This is a genomic window from Aeromonas sp. D3 (assembly GCF_027705025.1).
GTDB lineage: Bacteria > Pseudomonadota > Gammaproteobacteria > Enterobacterales > Aeromonadaceae > Aeromonas > Aeromonas salmonicida.
The window spans coordinates 31783-46355 of sequence record NZ_JAPDBE010000038.1; the positions used below are offsets into that span (position 1 = coordinate 31783).

General features: G+C 59.2%; 15 protein-coding genes. 8 read left to right on the top strand and 7 right to left on the bottom strand.

The window, feature by feature from the left end; all coding sequences use genetic code 11:
- Window positions 1-16: 16 nt before the first annotated feature.
- The 4 genes from OKC28_RS18280 to radC all read right to left on the bottom strand — a co-directional run bounded on the left by OKC28_RS18280 (window position 17) and on the right by radC (window position 1792).
- Window positions 17-472, bottom strand: coding sequence for a hypothetical protein (locus OKC28_RS18280; RefSeq protein ID WP_021140695.1), 456 nt, complete (start codon window positions 470-472; stop codon window positions 17-19).
- A 93-nt stretch (window positions 473-565) separates the two neighbouring features.
- Entirely contained in the window at window positions 566-733 is a 168-nt protein-coding gene (rpmG, locus tag OKC28_RS18285; RefSeq protein WP_005307500.1) for a 50S ribosomal protein L33, read from the bottom strand.
- Between the two features lie 11 nt (window positions 734-744).
- Entirely contained in the window at window positions 745-981 is a 237-nt protein-coding gene (gene rpmB / locus OKC28_RS18290; RefSeq protein WP_005321271.1) for a 50S ribosomal protein L28, read from the bottom strand.
- A 136-nt stretch (window positions 982-1117) separates the two neighbouring features.
- The gene (radC, locus tag OKC28_RS18295) at window positions 1118-1792 is read right to left on the bottom strand and encodes a RadC family protein (RefSeq protein ID WP_017411691.1); all 675 of its coding nucleotides are present in this window, start codon (window positions 1790-1792) and stop codon (window positions 1118-1120) included.
- Between the two features lie 147 nt (window positions 1793-1939).
- Between radC and coaBC the strand changes: the two genes are divergently transcribed.
- The 4 genes from coaBC (at window position 1940) to OKC28_RS18315 (ending at window position 5399) form a co-directional block, all read left to right on the top strand.
- Window positions 1940-3142: a bifunctional phosphopantothenoylcysteine decarboxylase/phosphopantothenate--cysteine ligase CoaBC gene (coaBC, locus tag OKC28_RS18300; protein WP_021140967.1), complete on the top strand. Its 1203-nt coding sequence runs from the start codon at window positions 1940-1942 to the stop codon at window positions 3140-3142.
- A 145-nt stretch (window positions 3143-3287) separates the two neighbouring features.
- On the top strand, window positions 3288-3746 hold the full coding sequence (gene dut, locus OKC28_RS18305) for a dUTP diphosphatase (protein ID WP_005321291.1): 459 nt from the start codon (window positions 3288-3290) through the stop codon (window positions 3744-3746).
- Between the two features lie 69 nt (window positions 3747-3815).
- Entirely contained in the window at window positions 3816-4412 is a 597-nt protein-coding gene (gene slmA / locus OKC28_RS18310) for a nucleoid occlusion factor SlmA (protein WP_005321293.1), read from the top strand.
- A 150-nt stretch (window positions 4413-4562) separates the two neighbouring features.
- Window positions 4563-5399, top strand: a complete 837-nt coding sequence (locus tag OKC28_RS18315) for a mechanosensitive ion channel domain-containing protein (RefSeq protein WP_021140968.1) — start codon at window positions 4563-4565, stop codon at window positions 5397-5399.
- Between the two features lie 160 nt (window positions 5400-5559).
- Here OKC28_RS18315 and OKC28_RS18320 read toward each other — a convergent pair whose 3' ends face one another.
- The gene (locus OKC28_RS18320; protein ID WP_034524411.1) at window positions 5560-5748 is read right to left on the bottom strand and encodes a hypothetical protein; all 189 of its coding nucleotides are present in this window, start codon (window positions 5746-5748) and stop codon (window positions 5560-5562) included.
- Window positions 5749-6180: 432 nt separating this feature from the next.
- On the opposite strand from OKC28_RS18320, the gene pgi reads away from it, so the two are divergent.
- Window positions 6181-7830 (top strand): glucose-6-phosphate isomerase, encoded by a 1650-nt coding sequence (gene pgi, locus OKC28_RS18325; protein WP_021140970.1) that lies wholly within the window; start codon window positions 6181-6183, stop codon window positions 7828-7830.
- Between the two features lie 151 nt (window positions 7831-7981).
- On the opposite strand, the gene ilvC is transcribed toward pgi, so the two are convergent.
- Complete coding sequence (ilvC, locus tag OKC28_RS18330; protein ID WP_021140971.1) at window positions 7982-9463, bottom strand: ketol-acid reductoisomerase; 1482 nt, start codon at window positions 9461-9463, stop codon at window positions 7982-7984.
- Between the two features lie 188 nt (window positions 9464-9651).
- Between ilvC and ilvY the strand changes: the two genes are divergently transcribed.
- Entirely contained in the window at window positions 9652-10545 is an 894-nt protein-coding gene (gene ilvY, locus OKC28_RS18335; RefSeq protein ID WP_270690758.1) for an HTH-type transcriptional activator IlvY, read from the top strand.
- Here the strand turns inward: ilvY and OKC28_RS18340 are convergent.
- Entirely contained in the window at window positions 10534-11406 is an 873-nt protein-coding gene (locus tag OKC28_RS18340; protein ID WP_270690761.1) for a substrate-binding periplasmic protein, read from the bottom strand. The genes ilvY and OKC28_RS18340 overlap by 12 nt on opposite strands.
- 172 nt (window positions 11407-11578) lie before the next feature.
- Here OKC28_RS18340 and OKC28_RS18345 point away from each other — a divergent pair, with 172 nt between their 5' ends.
- Both OKC28_RS18345 and OKC28_RS18350 read left to right on the top strand, forming a co-directional pair.
- Window positions 11579-11770, top strand: a complete 192-nt coding sequence (locus OKC28_RS18345) for a hypothetical protein (protein WP_021140974.1) — start codon at window positions 11579-11581, stop codon at window positions 11768-11770.
- A 91-nt stretch (window positions 11771-11861) separates the two neighbouring features.
- Window positions 11862-14441: a bifunctional acetate--CoA ligase family protein/GNAT family N-acetyltransferase gene (locus OKC28_RS18350; RefSeq protein ID WP_270690763.1), complete on the top strand. Its 2580-nt coding sequence runs from the start codon at window positions 11862-11864 to the stop codon at window positions 14439-14441.
- Window positions 14442-14573 lie beyond the last annotated feature (132 nt).

Here is a 14573-nt window from a genome sequence, read left to right on the forward strand (position 1 = left end):
AACAAATTAGGGTGGATTACGGAGAGGGGCGCAACAGGCTGCGATACTGCTCCTGACTCAGGGTGAGCCAGGTCGAGGGCGGCAACAGGGCGGCAAATTTGCCGTTGTCCTGATAGAGCCCCACTTCAATCGGGTCGCTCTGACCGGCGATCCACACCTTGAGGGTAACCGGCGTGCCGCGCACTGCATCGCCAGGGGGCAGCAACCAAGCCTGCCACGCCTCGATATGGGCCGCCAGCTGGGCACTGCTGAGCCCCAGATCCGGTCCGCTGCGCCAGCCCTGGCCGATGCGCTCTATCTGCCAGCTCGGCCCCTGCCAGGTGAGGACGACTGCGCTGTCCGGCAACAGGGTACGAGGCCGCTGGGCGCTGTTCTCCTGCTGGGCCATCTCCAGCCGGTGCAGCAGAGTGATCACCGCCAGCACGGCCACTATGATCACGTTATTCCAGCCTTTACGGCTCAATTTCAACATGGCAAGCCTCCGTTTGAACCGGCAGTGTACTGAATTCCAGCCATAAAAAAACCCGGCACTGGGCCGGGCTTTTGGGAATGCAGCATCAAGTAATTACTTGATTTTGCCTTCCTTGTAGATCACATGCTGACGAACAACGGGATCAAACTTTTTGATCTCCATTTTTTCGGGCATGGTGCGCTTGTTCTTGGTAGTGGTATAGAAGTGACCAGTACCGGCGCTGGAGTTCAGGCGAATTTTCTCGCGAATACCTTTAGCCATGATCTAATTCCTTATACCTTAACACCGCTGGCGCGCAGTTCAGCCAGAACCACTTCAACGCCACGCTTGTCGATAATACGCATGCCTTTTGCGGATACGCGCAGGCTTACGAAGCGTTTTTCACCCTCAACCCAAAAACGGTGAGTGTGCAGGTTCGGCAGGAAACGACGCTTGGTAGCGTTGTTAGCGTGCGAACGGTTGTTACCAACTGCCGGGCGCTTGCCGGTTACTTGGCATACTCTAGACATGTCAGTCTCTCCAAATCTTACTTCATTGCTCGAGCAAATATCTGCCCCGCTGGCCTTCGATTGCGGGGCAAACAGAAGGCGGCATTTTATACAGCATCCGTGATCAAAGATCAACTAATACAGTGCCAGAGCCCAGTTACAACCAACCACGCTCTGCAAAAGAAACCGTGATGCCGTCACCGATCACCAAGTGATCCAGCACTCTGATATCGATCAGGGCCAAAGCGGCCAAGATCCGATCCGTGATCTGGCGGTCGGCCCGACTGGGCTCGGCCACGCCGGACGGGTGATTATGCGCCAGAATCACTGCGGCTGCATTATGTTTGAGCGCGATCTGCACGATTTCTCTGGGCCAGACGCTTGCAGAATCGAGGGTGCCGTAAAAAAGTTCAACGAATTGAATGACTCTGTGCTGGTTATCCAGCAACAGCAGGGCGAACACCTCCCGCGGCCGATCCCGCAGCTGGGCTTGCAGGTAATCCCGGGTCAGCTGGGGCGAGGTCAGGGCATCGCCCCGTTGCAACTGCTCGGCCAGATGGCGCTTGCCCATCTCCAGCACCGCCTGCAATTGAGCATACTTGGCAGGCCCCAGTCCATGGGCATGACAGAAGGCGCCTTGATCGGCCCCGAGCAGTGCCCGCAGCGAACCAAACTGCTGCAATAGCTGACGGGAGAGATCCACCGCACTCAGACCGTTGACGCCGGTTCGCAGGAAGATGGCCAGCAATTCGGCATCGGATAACGTTGCTGGCCCCTGCCGCAGCAGTTTCTCTCTGGGTCTCTCATCCTCAGGCCACTCCTTGATGCTCATTTGTCTCTCCCTCATGCCTATTGAGAGAAAACATAGCAAAAAATCGCGGGAGGCCGGCCACAAGTCCCCCATGTCAGCCTCTGTCGTCGTCCGTTGCCTGTGGTATCTTAGCCGACCAGTCAGAGTGAGCCGGAAGAGAAGCAGCAGATGAGATTGGCCGATAAACGCATCCTGTTGGGTGTCAGTGGCGGGATCGCCGCCTACAAGAGTGCCGAACTGGTACGCCGCCTGAAAGATCAGGGGGCCGAGGTACGGGTAGTGATGACGCGCTCCGCCAAGGAGTTCATCACCCCGCTGACCCTGCAGGCGGTTTCCGGTCATCCGGTGGCCGACAGCTTGCTGGATCCGGCTGCCGAGGCGGGCATGGGCCATATCGAGCTGGCCAAGTGGGCGGATCTGGTGCTGATCGCCCCGGCGAGCGCCAATCTGATGGCCCGCATGGCCGCCGGCATGGCCGACGAACTGCTCACCACCCTCTGTCTGGCGACACCGGCTCCCGTGGCACTGGCTCCCGCCATGAATCAGCAGATGTATCTCAACGCCGCCACCCAGGCCAATCTCACGACCCTGGCCAGCCGTGGCATCCTGCTGTGGGGGCCGGATTCCGGCAGCCAGGCCTGTGGCGACGTGGGCCCGGGCCGGATGCTGGATCCCTTGGAACTGGTTGAGCGCTGCTGCCAGCAACTGGCCGCCGAGCCGCTGCTGGCGGGCGTCAGACTGCTGCTCACCGCCGGACCGACCCGCGAGGCACTGGATCCGGTGCGCTACATCAGCAACCACAGCTCGGGCAAAATGGGTTACGCCATCGCCCGCGCCGCCCGTGAGGCAGGGGCCGAAGTGACGCTGGTGAGCGGGCCGGTCGCCCTGCCTGCACCGAGCGGAGTGGAGCGTGTCGATGTGGAGAGCGCCGAGCAGATGCATCAGGCGGTGATGAGCCGGGTCGGCGAGTGCGACCTCTTTATCGGTTGCGCGGCGGTGGCCGACTATAGGCCCGAGCAAGTCGCCAGCCAGAAGATCAAGAAGACCGGCGACAACGATCAGATGGTGCTGACCCTGGTCAAGAATCCCGACATCATAGCCGCCGTGGGGGCGTTATCAGACAAGCCCTTCACCGTCGGATTTGCCGCCGAAACCGTGGATGTGGAACAATACGCCCTCGACAAACTGCAGCGAAAACGGCTGGACATGATCGCCGCCAATGATGTGTCTCGTGCGGGCCAGGGCTTCAATGCCGATGACAACGCTCTGACCGTGTTCTGGCAAGGGGGTCAAGCCCCGCTGCCACTGGCCGATAAGCTGACGCTGGCTCGCCACCTCATCGCCCTGATTGCGCGTCACTACCGGCGCTGAGTGCAGACACATGGCACCTCGCTGGCATTGCCCATGCAGGACGCCCACATCAACACTCACTGAGCAACGATCAATTCATGACTGCCCGGACTGTACCGAGTATTCCGGGTGTCCACACAAGAACCCATTGAAAAACGAACGATTCATGACAACACAAATTGAGCTGAAAATTCTGGATGCCCGCATCGGCACCGAGTACCCGCTGCCCGCCTACGCCACACCGGGCTCTGCCGGTATGGACCTGCGTGCGCTGCTGGATGCGCCCATCACGCTGGCACCAGGCGACACCATTCTGGTACCTACCGGTCTGGCCATTCACATTCAGGATCCCGGCTTGTGCGCCACCATTTTGCCCCGCTCCGGCCTCGGCCATAAGCACGGCATAGTGCTGGGCAACCTGGTGGGCCTCATCGATTCCGATTACCAGGGCCAGCTGATGGTTTCGGTCTGGAATCGTGGCAACGACAGTTTCACCATGCAACCCGGTGAACGCATCGCCCAACTGGTGATCATGCCGGTGGTGCAGGCCAGCTTCCAACTGGTCGATGAGTTCAATCAGAGTGAACGGGGTGAAGGCGGTTTTGGTTCTTCTGGTCGCCAATAACAGACCACACAAGCCCCCGGGCCTGTGTCTAATAACAGAATCAAGCCATTGTTTTTTTTAGGGGAATCCATGGCAAGCAGTAATCAGAAACAGAGTCGGCGCGATCAGATCCTGCAAGCACTCGCCCATATGCTGGAGACCAGCCCTGGCCAGCGTATCACCACGGCACGTCTGGCGGCCGAGGTGGGTGTCTCTGAGGCCGCCCTCTATCGACATTTTCCCAGCAAGGCGCGGATGTTCGAGGGACTGATCGACTTTATCGAGGATTCCCTGCTGTCACGGGTCAACCTGATCATGGCCGAAGAGAAGGACACCATGGCCCGCTGCCATCATATCCTTCAGCTGCTGCTGGTGTTCGCCGAGCGCAATCCCGGCATCACCCGCATCCTCAACGGCGATGCCCTGCTGGGTGAGCACGATCGACTGCGGGATCGCATCAGCATCCTGTTCGACAAGCTGGAAACCCAGATCAAGCAGGTGTTGCGGGAAAAACGGCTGCGGGAAGGTCAGGGCTTCCAGCTCGACGAGACCATGCTCGCCAATCTGCTGCTGGCCTATACCGAGGGACGGATCAGTCAATTTGTCCGCTCCGAGTTCAAACTCAAGCCCACCGCCGGCTTCGAAGATCAGTGGCTCTTCATCCGCAGCCAACTGCTGCAAAGCTGACGCCATTCGGGTGGATACACAGAGGGAGGCCTTGGCCTCCCTTGTTTTTTATGGCAAAAAATGGAGGGGAGCACCAGATGCGACCCAAACTGTCGCATGCCAGTGTTAGATTCATGCGTCATAAACCTTTACTGCCTGACAGGACATCCTATGGAACCCGAAATCATCACAGAAGCGCAGACCTGGCTGGTCAATAATCAGGGCCTGTTGATCGAGTATGCCGTCAATATTGCGGCCGCCCTGATCACCCTGCTGGTCGGTTACATCGCCGCCAACCTGCTCAGCAATGGCGTGACCAAGGTGATGCATGCTCGCAAGCTGGATGCCACCGTGGTTCATTTCGTTGGCAGCATCCTCAAGTACACCATTCTGGTGTTCGTGGTGATAGCAGCCATGGGGCGAGTCGGGGTGCAAACCGCCTCCTTCGTCGCCATTATCGGTGCCGCCGGTCTGGCCATAGGTCTGGCACTGCAAGGCTCGCTCTCCAACTTCGCCGCCGGTTTCCTGCTGATCATCTTCCGCCCCATCAAAGCCGGTGAGTTTATCGAAGTAGCGGGCACCAATGGTGTCGTGCAGTCGGTGCAGCTATTCACTACCACCCTCACCTCGGGTGACAACAAGATGGTGGTGGTACCCAACTCCGCCATCCTCAACGGCACCATAGTCAACTACTCGCGCATGGACACCCGCCGCGTCGACATGACCTTCGGTATCGGCTACGGTTCTGACCTGCGCAAGGCCAAACAGCTCCTCGAGCGCCTGGTAAGTGAAGAGCCGCGCATTCTGAAAGAACAGGCAGCCACCATAGCCGTTGCCGCCCTGGCCGACTCCTCGGTCAATATCGTAGTGCGTCCCTGGGTCAAGACTGCCGATTACTGGGGCGTCTGGTTCGACTTCCACGAAAAGGTGAAGCTGACCTTCGATGCCGAAGGCATCGAGATCCCCTTCCCGCAGATGGTCATGCACATGCAAAAGCCTCAGGCCTGATACCTGCGCGACGATCACGACAATGCCAGCCCCGGGGCTGGCATTGTCGTTTCTGAAACCCCGGTCGTGCCGCAAGACATAAAGACTCGACCCGCAGCTCACCTTGCATCATGGGGTCGAAAATCTGTCAATCCGGGCAGCCAGGTTGGCTTGCCCATCGTCATACCAGTCGACGAGCGACCCGGTTGAGCAGTGGCTGCACCAGCGCATAGCCCCCCAGCACGGCCCCGATCACGGCCAACACCCGAATCTCGAGAGTCGGTGCGGCGGCTGTCAGCGCCAGGGTCAGCAGGCCGATGAGGCCGGTGGCGATCAGGCTCAGGGCAAACAGGGATAAAACATGTTTCATATCGATCTCCTCATTCCAGACAGTGGCCATCCCTGGGAGATCTCGTCCATTCGGTGCACATACTAGCCAACGCCCAACCCCGACAAGTTGCGTTTGCTCATAAAACGAGCCGAAAAACTGCTGTCAGATACTCCTTTAGCTGTAACACGAACTTGCCAGGCAGCAAGCTGCAGTCAGCCATAGATGAAAGCCCTTTCAACCCAGGCAAGCCGGGTGAAGTATGAGCAAACTCAAGATCCCCTGGCCATGAGTGACTCATAATCGCAGCGTTTTGGTTGTAAACTCCTTCGATGGCAGACAATTGGTAAAGCTCTGTTACACGGGCTGCACCATGGGCTCGGTATAATGGGCCCGGTATAGTGCTCGAATAATAAGGTTTGGCGGGAGCCTTGCCTGCAAGGTTCAAACACAACTTGGAAGATCGGTAATCCTATGAAAAATATCAATCCAACCCAGACCCAGGCCTGGCAGGCGCTGGAAGCCCATTTTGCAGCTAACAAAGAGACTCGACTCAAGGATCTGTTCGCGCAGGACCCGCAGCGCTTCGACAAGTTCTCCCTCACCTTTGGCGGCGACATTCTGGTCGACTACTCCAAGAACCTGATCACCGAGAAAACCCTCAAATTGCTGGTTGATCTGGCCAAAGAGACCGATCTTCGCAGCGCGATCGATGCCATGTTCAATGGCGACAAGATCAACATGACCGAAGGGCGCTCCGTACTGCACGTAGCCCTGCGCAACCGCTCCGACCGCCCCATCGAGTGCGACGGCAAGGATGTGATGCCGGAAGTGAACGCCGTGCTGGCCAAGATGAAGGGCTTCTGCGAGAAGATCATCTCAGGCGAGTGGAAAGGCTACACCGGCAAGGCGATCCAGCACGTGGTCAACATCGGTATCGGTGGCTCTGATCTGGGCCCTGTGATGATCACAGAGGCACTGCGCCCCTACAAAAACCACCTGCAGATGCACTTCGTCTCCAACGTCGATGGCACCCACATCGCCGAGACGCTCAAAGAGATTGATGCGGAAACCACCCTGTTCCTGGTGGCCTCCAAGACCTTCACCACTCAGGAGACCATGACCAACGCCCTGACCGCCCGTGACTGGTTCATCAAGATCGCCGGTGACAAGGCCCACGTTGCCAAGCACTTCGCTGCGCTCTCAACCAACGGCAAGGCCGTGGCCGAGTTCGGTATCGACACCGACAACATGTTCGAGTTCTGGGACTGGGTTGGCGGCCGCTACTCCTCCTGGTCTGCCATCGGCATGCCTATCGCCCTGTCTGTCGGTTTCGAGCACTTCGAAGCCCTGCTGCAAGGCGCCTTCGAGATGGATATGCACTTCGCCACTGCCTCCTATGAGCAGAACGTGCCTGTGCTGCTGGCGCTGATTGGCCTGTGGTACAACAACTTCCATGGTGCCGAGTCCGAAGCCATTCTGCCGTACGATCAGTACATGCACCGCTTCCCTGCCTACTTCCAGCAGGGCAACATGGAATCCAACGGCAAGTACGTGGATCGCAACGGCAATCCGGTTGATTACCAGACTGGCCCCATCATCTGGGGTGAGCCGGGCACCAACGGCCAGCACGCCTTCTACCAGCTGATCCACCAGGGCACCAAGCTGATCCCCTGTGACTTCCTGGCGCCAGCCATCAGCCACAACCCGATCGGTGACCACCACCCGAAACTGCTGGCCAACTTCTTCGCCCAGACCGAAGCGCTGGCTTTCGGCAAGAGCAAAGAACAGGTCGAAGCCGAGTTCCTGGCTGCTGGCAAAACCCTGGAGCAGGTCAAGGATCTGGTGCCGTTCAAGGTGTTCGAAGGCAACCGCCCGACCAACAGCATACTGTTCAAGAGCCTGACCCCGAAAACTCTGGGTGCCCTGATCGCCATGTACGAGCACAAGATCTTCGTACAGGGCGCAATCTGGAACATCTTCTCCTTCGACCAGTGGGGTGTGGAGCTGGGTAAACAGCTGGCCAACAAGATCCTGCCGGAGCTCAACACCGATGCGGCTGTCACCAGCCACGACTGCTCCACTAACGGTCTGATCAACACTTGGAAAGCGTGGAAAGCCTGATTTATCCGGCCTTTCTGAATGCAAAAGCCCCGCTCGATGAGCAGGGCTTTTTTATGGCTGTCGGGCCGGATTTTCTGGCCGGTCGGTGTCCAGTCCGACCGGCGACGGGGATCGTCATCCCCGCCCCTTCATCATCCTGCCAGATGCAGGCTTAACCACCGACGGCGATGCGCTTCATGTCCTTCATGTAACCGCGCAGTACCTGGCCGATCTTCTCGATCGGGTGGTTGCGGGTCGCCTCGTTGGCAGCCAGCAGCGCCAGGTTGTCGACGTTCTGCCCTTCCGCCTTGCTGGCACCCAGATCGCCAGCCTTCAGAGTCGGCATGAAGTGCTCACGCAGCAAGGGCACAGCCGCGTTGGCAAACAGGTAGTTACCGTACTCGGCGGTATCGGAGATGACCACGTTCATCTCGTACAGACGCTTGCGAGCAACTGTGTTGGCGATCAGCGGCAACTCGTGCAGGGATTCGTAGTAGGCAGACTCCTCGTAAATACCGGAAGCTACCATGGTCTCGAACGCCAGCTCGACACCCGCCTTGACCATGGCCACCATCACAACGCCATTGTCGAAATACTCCTGCTCGGCAATTTTGCCAGTGAACGCAGGCGCGTTCTCGAAGGCAGATTTGCCGGTCTCTTCACGCCAGGTGAACAGTTTGACGTCATCCTCAGCCCAGTCGGCCATCATGCCACGGGAGAACTCACCGGCGATGATGTCGTCCATGTGCTTCTCGAACAGCGGGCGCATCAGGGTGCGCAGTTGCTCGGACAGCTCGAAGGCACGCAGCTTGGCCGGATTGGAGAGGCGGTCCATCATCAGGCTGATGCCGCCCTGCTTCAGGGCTTCGGTGATGGTCTCCCAACCGAACTGGATCAGCTTGCCGGCGTAGGCCGGGTCTGTCCCTTCGGCAACCAGCTTGTCATAACAGAGCAGAGAACCGGCCTGCAGCATGCCGCAGAGGATGGTCTGCTCGCCCATCAGGTCAGATTTCACTTCCGCCACGAAGGAGGATTCCAGTACGCCGGCACGGTCGCCGCCGGTGGCAGAGGCCCACGCCTTGGCGATGGCCATGCCTTCACCCTTGGGATCGTTCTCCGGGTGGACGGCGAGCAGGGTCGGCACACCGAAACCGCGCTTGTACTCTTCACGCACCTCGGTTCCCGGGCACTTGGGTGCAACCATGACGACAGTGATGTCGGCGCGGATCTGCTGACCCTCTTCCACCACGTTGAAGCCGTGGGAATAGCCCAGGGCGGCGCCCTGTTTCATCAGCGGCATCACGGTTTTCACTACGTCGGAATGCTGCTTGTCCGGGGTCAGGTTCAGCACCAGATCGGCGGTCGGGATCAGCTCTTCATAGGTGCCAACCGCGAAGCCGTTGTCGGTGGCCTTCTGCCAGGAGGCGCGCTTCTCGGTGATAGCGGCCTTGCGCAGGGCATAGGAGATATCCAGCCCGGAGTCGCGCATGTTCAGACCCTGGTTCAGACCCTGGGCACCACAGCCCACAATCACCACCTTCTTGCCCTTCAGCACGTCGCAACCGTCGGCAAATTCCGCCCGCTGCATGAAACGACACTTGCCCAGCTGGGCCAACTGCTGACGCAGGTTCAAGGTGTTGAAATAGTTAGCCATGGTGATTGCTCCGTTCGATTGATTCCATGCCGGATAACGGCGTTGTCTGAACCACTATAGCGCGGGACACTCATTGCCTGAACTGATATATTCGAAACAGTACGTTGCAGGAATTGAAATATGATTCTTCGCAATCTCAAGCTGTTTCTCCCCCACGTCAGCAAACGCGCCGCCGCCGGAATAGAAAGATGGATCTTCGCAATCTCGAGCTGTTTCTCCACCTCGCCGACTCCCTTCACTTTGGCAAGAGTGCCGATGCCATGGCGGTCAGCCCCTCCACCCTGAGCCGCGCTATTCAGCGCCTGGAGCAGGAGACCGGCTGCGTGCTGTTCGAGCGGGACAACCGCAGCGTGCGACTCACCTCGGCGGGTGAGAAACTGCGGGAGTTTGGCGGCAAACTGTTGCAGGAGTGGCGCCAGCTCAAGCAGGATCTCAAACGCAGCGATGAACCGCTGCAGGGGCGGCTGCGGGTGTTCTGCTCGGTCACCGCCAGCTACTTTCTGCTGCCAGAGGTGCTGGAGCGCTTCCGCCGCCGCTACCCCCAGCTGGAGATCAAGCTGGAGACCGGCGACCCGGCGCTGGCGGTGGACAAGATCCTGGCCGACGAGGCCGATCTCGCCATCGCCGCGCGGCCGGATGCGCTCTCCGCCAAGCTGGAATTTGCCAGCCTGCAGCAGGTGCCGCTGGTATTCATTGCCCCCCGTACCGCACCGCAACAGAGCCAGTGGTTCTTGCAGGGTGAGCCGGACTGGGAGCGGCTGCCGCTGATCCTCTCCGAACAGGGTCTGGCACGAAAGCGCTGTGACCAGTGGTTTCGCAACAAGGGAATTGCCCCCAACATCTATGCCGAGGTGGCGGGCAACGAGGGCATAGTCGCCATGGTGGCGCTCGGTTTTGGCGTCGGGCTGGTGCCTGCCGCCGTGATCGATCACAGCCCCATGGGGGAGAAAGTGCGCATCGTCGAGCCCAGACCGGCGCTCAAGCCATTCGACGTCGGTATCGCCGTACTCAAGAAGCGGCTGGAAGAGCCTCTTATCCGCGCCTTCTGGGATACGGCGCGCGGCCAGGGTTCACTGCGCTGACGGGGTGGCCGTGACCGGCGCATAGATTAGCGAGGGGTCAGCCATCATGATGCGGCTCCTGGAGGGCAGATCCGGATTATGCAGCTCAAGCATGATCCGCTCGTCCAGCTTCAACCGACGAATCGTGCTGCCAAACTCCTTTTCAAAGATCTGATCAAAGGCACCGGACTGGCGCGCCCGCTGCAGCCCGAGCTCGATGCGCTGTGCCAGTTCGGGATATTGGGGGGAAACAAAGAACAGCAGCGCCAGCGGATAACGGAACACCAGATGGGGTTCGATTGCGAGCTCCGGATGCTGCTTTAGTTCATCTTCTATCTCGATGACGGAACGCAGAAAGCAGTCAAAACGCCGCTTGCTCAGCATGTTGAACAGCGCCTCGTAGAGATTGCCCACCGTTACCTTGAGGCCGTTGGCCTTGAGCAGCCGGGTATCGGGCCAGGATCTGTGCTGACCGATGGTGAGTCCGGCGCTATGCCAGTCCGCCAACGACCCTATGCCGCTAAAGCGCCCCTCATCCCCCTGCCGGATGAGGCAGACCCGCCAGCCCAGCAACCCCTTCGCCAACGGAATATGGACCGCCAGCAGGGAACGCTCCCGCTCTTCATCAGGGGCAAAGACTCCTATCTGTACCAGGGCACCCTCCTGTAACGCCTTGACCGCCCGCCCCTGCTCCATTGGCGGACTCGCAATCAGCTGATAGGGACCATATTCAGGCACTGTGAGATCGAGCGACAACCGCAGCAAGCCCGCCACAGCCGGATTGGGGTGATCCAACAGCAGGTTCCAGGCCCGAATGTGCGACTCGGCAGCCAGGGCACTCCCCGCAAACAGTGTGATGCACCACAGCAAAATCCTGATCATTGCGCCTCGTACCTCTGATCTTGATGCACTCACTATAATGCGTGAGCACCCAGTTCTGATGCATGGACTCGCAGATGTGTGAGCGACTTGGTGTCAAATCTGACAATGGTCAGAGCAAGATCCAGATCACAGACTAGGCTCGGTGTTCAACCTGAATGGAAAAAGCCTCGCCATGATGCGTCACCTGATCGAAATCAACAGCTCACAGCTGTTTGAAGAGTACCTGCAGAGTCTGGGAGTGCCACAAACCTTGCTGGATCACGAACAGGATATCTATCTGCAAGAGCGCCCGCTGGCGGCAGTGCGCCAAATTCAGGGCAAGATGAAGTTTTATCTGCGAGCCAGCGCCCTGACCAAACAGTGATCCGCAACCGGTCACAGAACAGGCAATCAAAGCGTATTACACTGGCACCATCCGTCACCCTCGCCTCCGGGGGTCGCCATGAGGAGTGCCCATGAAACCAAGCGGCCTGGATCGGCTCTTCAAACCCCAGTCAATCGCCGTCATCGGTGCCTCAACCGACCCGCAGAAAGCGGGTCACGTGGTGATCAGGCACCTGCTTGCAGGCCAGTTCAAAGGCCCCATACTGCCGGTCAGCCCCCATAACAAAGCCATCGCCGGAGTGCTGGCTTATCCCGACATTACCAGCCTGCCACTCTCCCCCGATCTCGCCATCATCTGCACCAAACGCGAACGGGTACTGTCGCTCATCGAAGCGCTCGGCAAAAAAGGGGCCGGGGCCGCCATCATACTGGCCGCCGATTTTTCCCAGGAAGAGAGGGAACAGTTGCAGCGCCTGAGCAGCCAATATGGCATTCGCCTGCTTGGCCCCAACAGCATGGGCATGTTGCTGCCAGCGCAGGGCATCAACGCCAGCTTCTCCCCCATCGCCGCCAAACCTGGGCAGGTAGCCTTTGTCTCCCAGTCGGCGGCCGTCAGCACGACCATACTGGATTGGGCCAAACAGCATGAGCTGGGCTTTTCCGCCTTTATCTCCCTCGGCGATCACTGTGACATCGACTTCGGCCAGCTGCTCGATCAGCTCTCTCGCGACGGCACCACTCGCGCCATCCTGCTCTATATGGACAAGTTGCACGACGCCCGCCACTTCCTCTCGGCAGCGCGGGCGGCTTCGCGCAACAAGCCAATCCTGGTGCTCAAGAGCGGTCGCCACGATCCGGCCAAGGGGCTGGACAACGTCTACGATGCCGCCATCCGGCGAGCAGGCATGCTGCGGGTACGAGATACCCACGAGCTGTTTGCCGCGGTCGAAACCCTGAGCCATTCGCTGACCCTCAAGGGGGAACGGCTGGCCATCATCTCCAACGGCCGCGGACTGGCCAACATGGCGGTCGATGTGCTGCTTGAGCGGGGCGGAAAACTGGCTATACCGCCAAAAGACATAGGTAGTGATGCAGATATCACCGCCTATCAGCAGGCACTCGATGCCTTGCTACAAGGGAATGAAGCAGATGCCATCCTGCTCATTCATGCACCTTCCCTCACAGCACGCGGGGCCGAATTGGCGCGCAGTCTGATCGATTACCTCAGGCAACATCCCAGAGCCAGGCGCTTCAATATCCTGACCAACTGGGCCGGGGAATACTCGGCACAGGAAGGACGCAAGCTCTTCACCGAGGCGGGCATTCCGACCTATCGCACTCCCGAAAGTGCAGTGGCCGCCTTCATGCATATGGTGGAATACCGTCGCAACCAGAAGCAGCTGATGGAAACACCCGCGTCCCTGCAGGGGGACAAGCTCGACATCGAACTCTGCCAACAACTGATCCGGCAGGCTCTGGAACGCAAGCAACTCACCCTCGATACCCATCTGGTGCAACCCATACTGCAAGCTGCCGGGCTCGCGACCCTGCCGACCTGGATTGTCTCCGACGCCATCGAAGCCACCCTGACGGCTGAACAGATCGGCTATCCGGTAGCGGTCAAATTGCGCTCGCCGGATATTGCCCACAAGTCTGCGGTGCACGGCGTCATGCTGAACCTGCGTACTTCTGCCGAGGTCGCTCAGGCGGCAGATGCCATTCTGGATCGGGTCAGACAGCACGATGCCGGGGCCCGCATCGAAGGCTTGCTGGTACAGCGCATGGCACGCCGCAGCGGAGGGCTGGAACTGAGGATCCGCCTGCAACAGGATCCCGTCTTCGGTCCTGTCATCCTGCTCGGCGAGTCGGGAGCAGAACCCCAGGAGATGGTCGCCGCACTCCCGCCACTGAACCAGGCTCTCGCACGCTACCAAGTCATCGGCGCCCTCAAGAGCCGCAAGATCCGCGAGCAGGCCACCCCCGAAAGACTCGATATCGATGCGCTTGGTCAGGTGTTGTGCCAGCTGTCGGAACTGCTGCTGGCGTTTCCCGAGATCCAGGAGCTGGACCTGCATCCATTGCAAGCATGCGGGGCCGAGATGGTGATTCTGGATGCCAGCCTGACACTGATGCCAATAACGCAGCAGCGTTGCCCCCTGGCGATACGCCCCTATCCCACCGAGCTGGAAGAGGGGGCCTGGCTCAAGGACCAGAGCCATGTGCTACTCCGCCCGATCCGGCCGGAGGATGAACCCGCTCACAAACAGTTTGTACTCAAGGTCTCCGATGAAGACAGGTACAAGCGCTTCTTTGCTGACGTGGGAGAACTGGGCCACGAAGAGCTCGCTCGCATGACCCAGATTGACTACGACCGAGAGATGGCCTTCGTCGCGGTAGGGCAGGATGGCGCCTTCAACCAGCAAATCCTGGGGGTGGTGCGAGCCATTTTAAACCCGGATCAGTCCGATGCGGAGTTTGCCATTCTGGTGCGATCCGACCTAAAGGGGCTGGGGCTCGGCAAGTTGATGATGGAGAAAATCGTGCGTTACGCCAGAGAGCGGGGGATTGGCCAGCTATCCGGCATGACCATGCCCAGCAATCGCGGCATGATCAATCTGGCCAAGCGGCTTGGCTTCAAGATCGATATTCAACTGGAAGATGGGGTGGTCAATATGGAGTTGCCCTGTGCGGAGAGAGCCCAAAGGGCATAGCACAGAGAATACCGCAGGAATGATAAATTTCAGGCAATAAAAAACCCCGCTCATAGAGCGGGGTTTTTCGTGTTGGGTGCCTGGCAGTGTCCTACTCTCGCATGGCGAATGCCACACTACCATCGGCGCTAC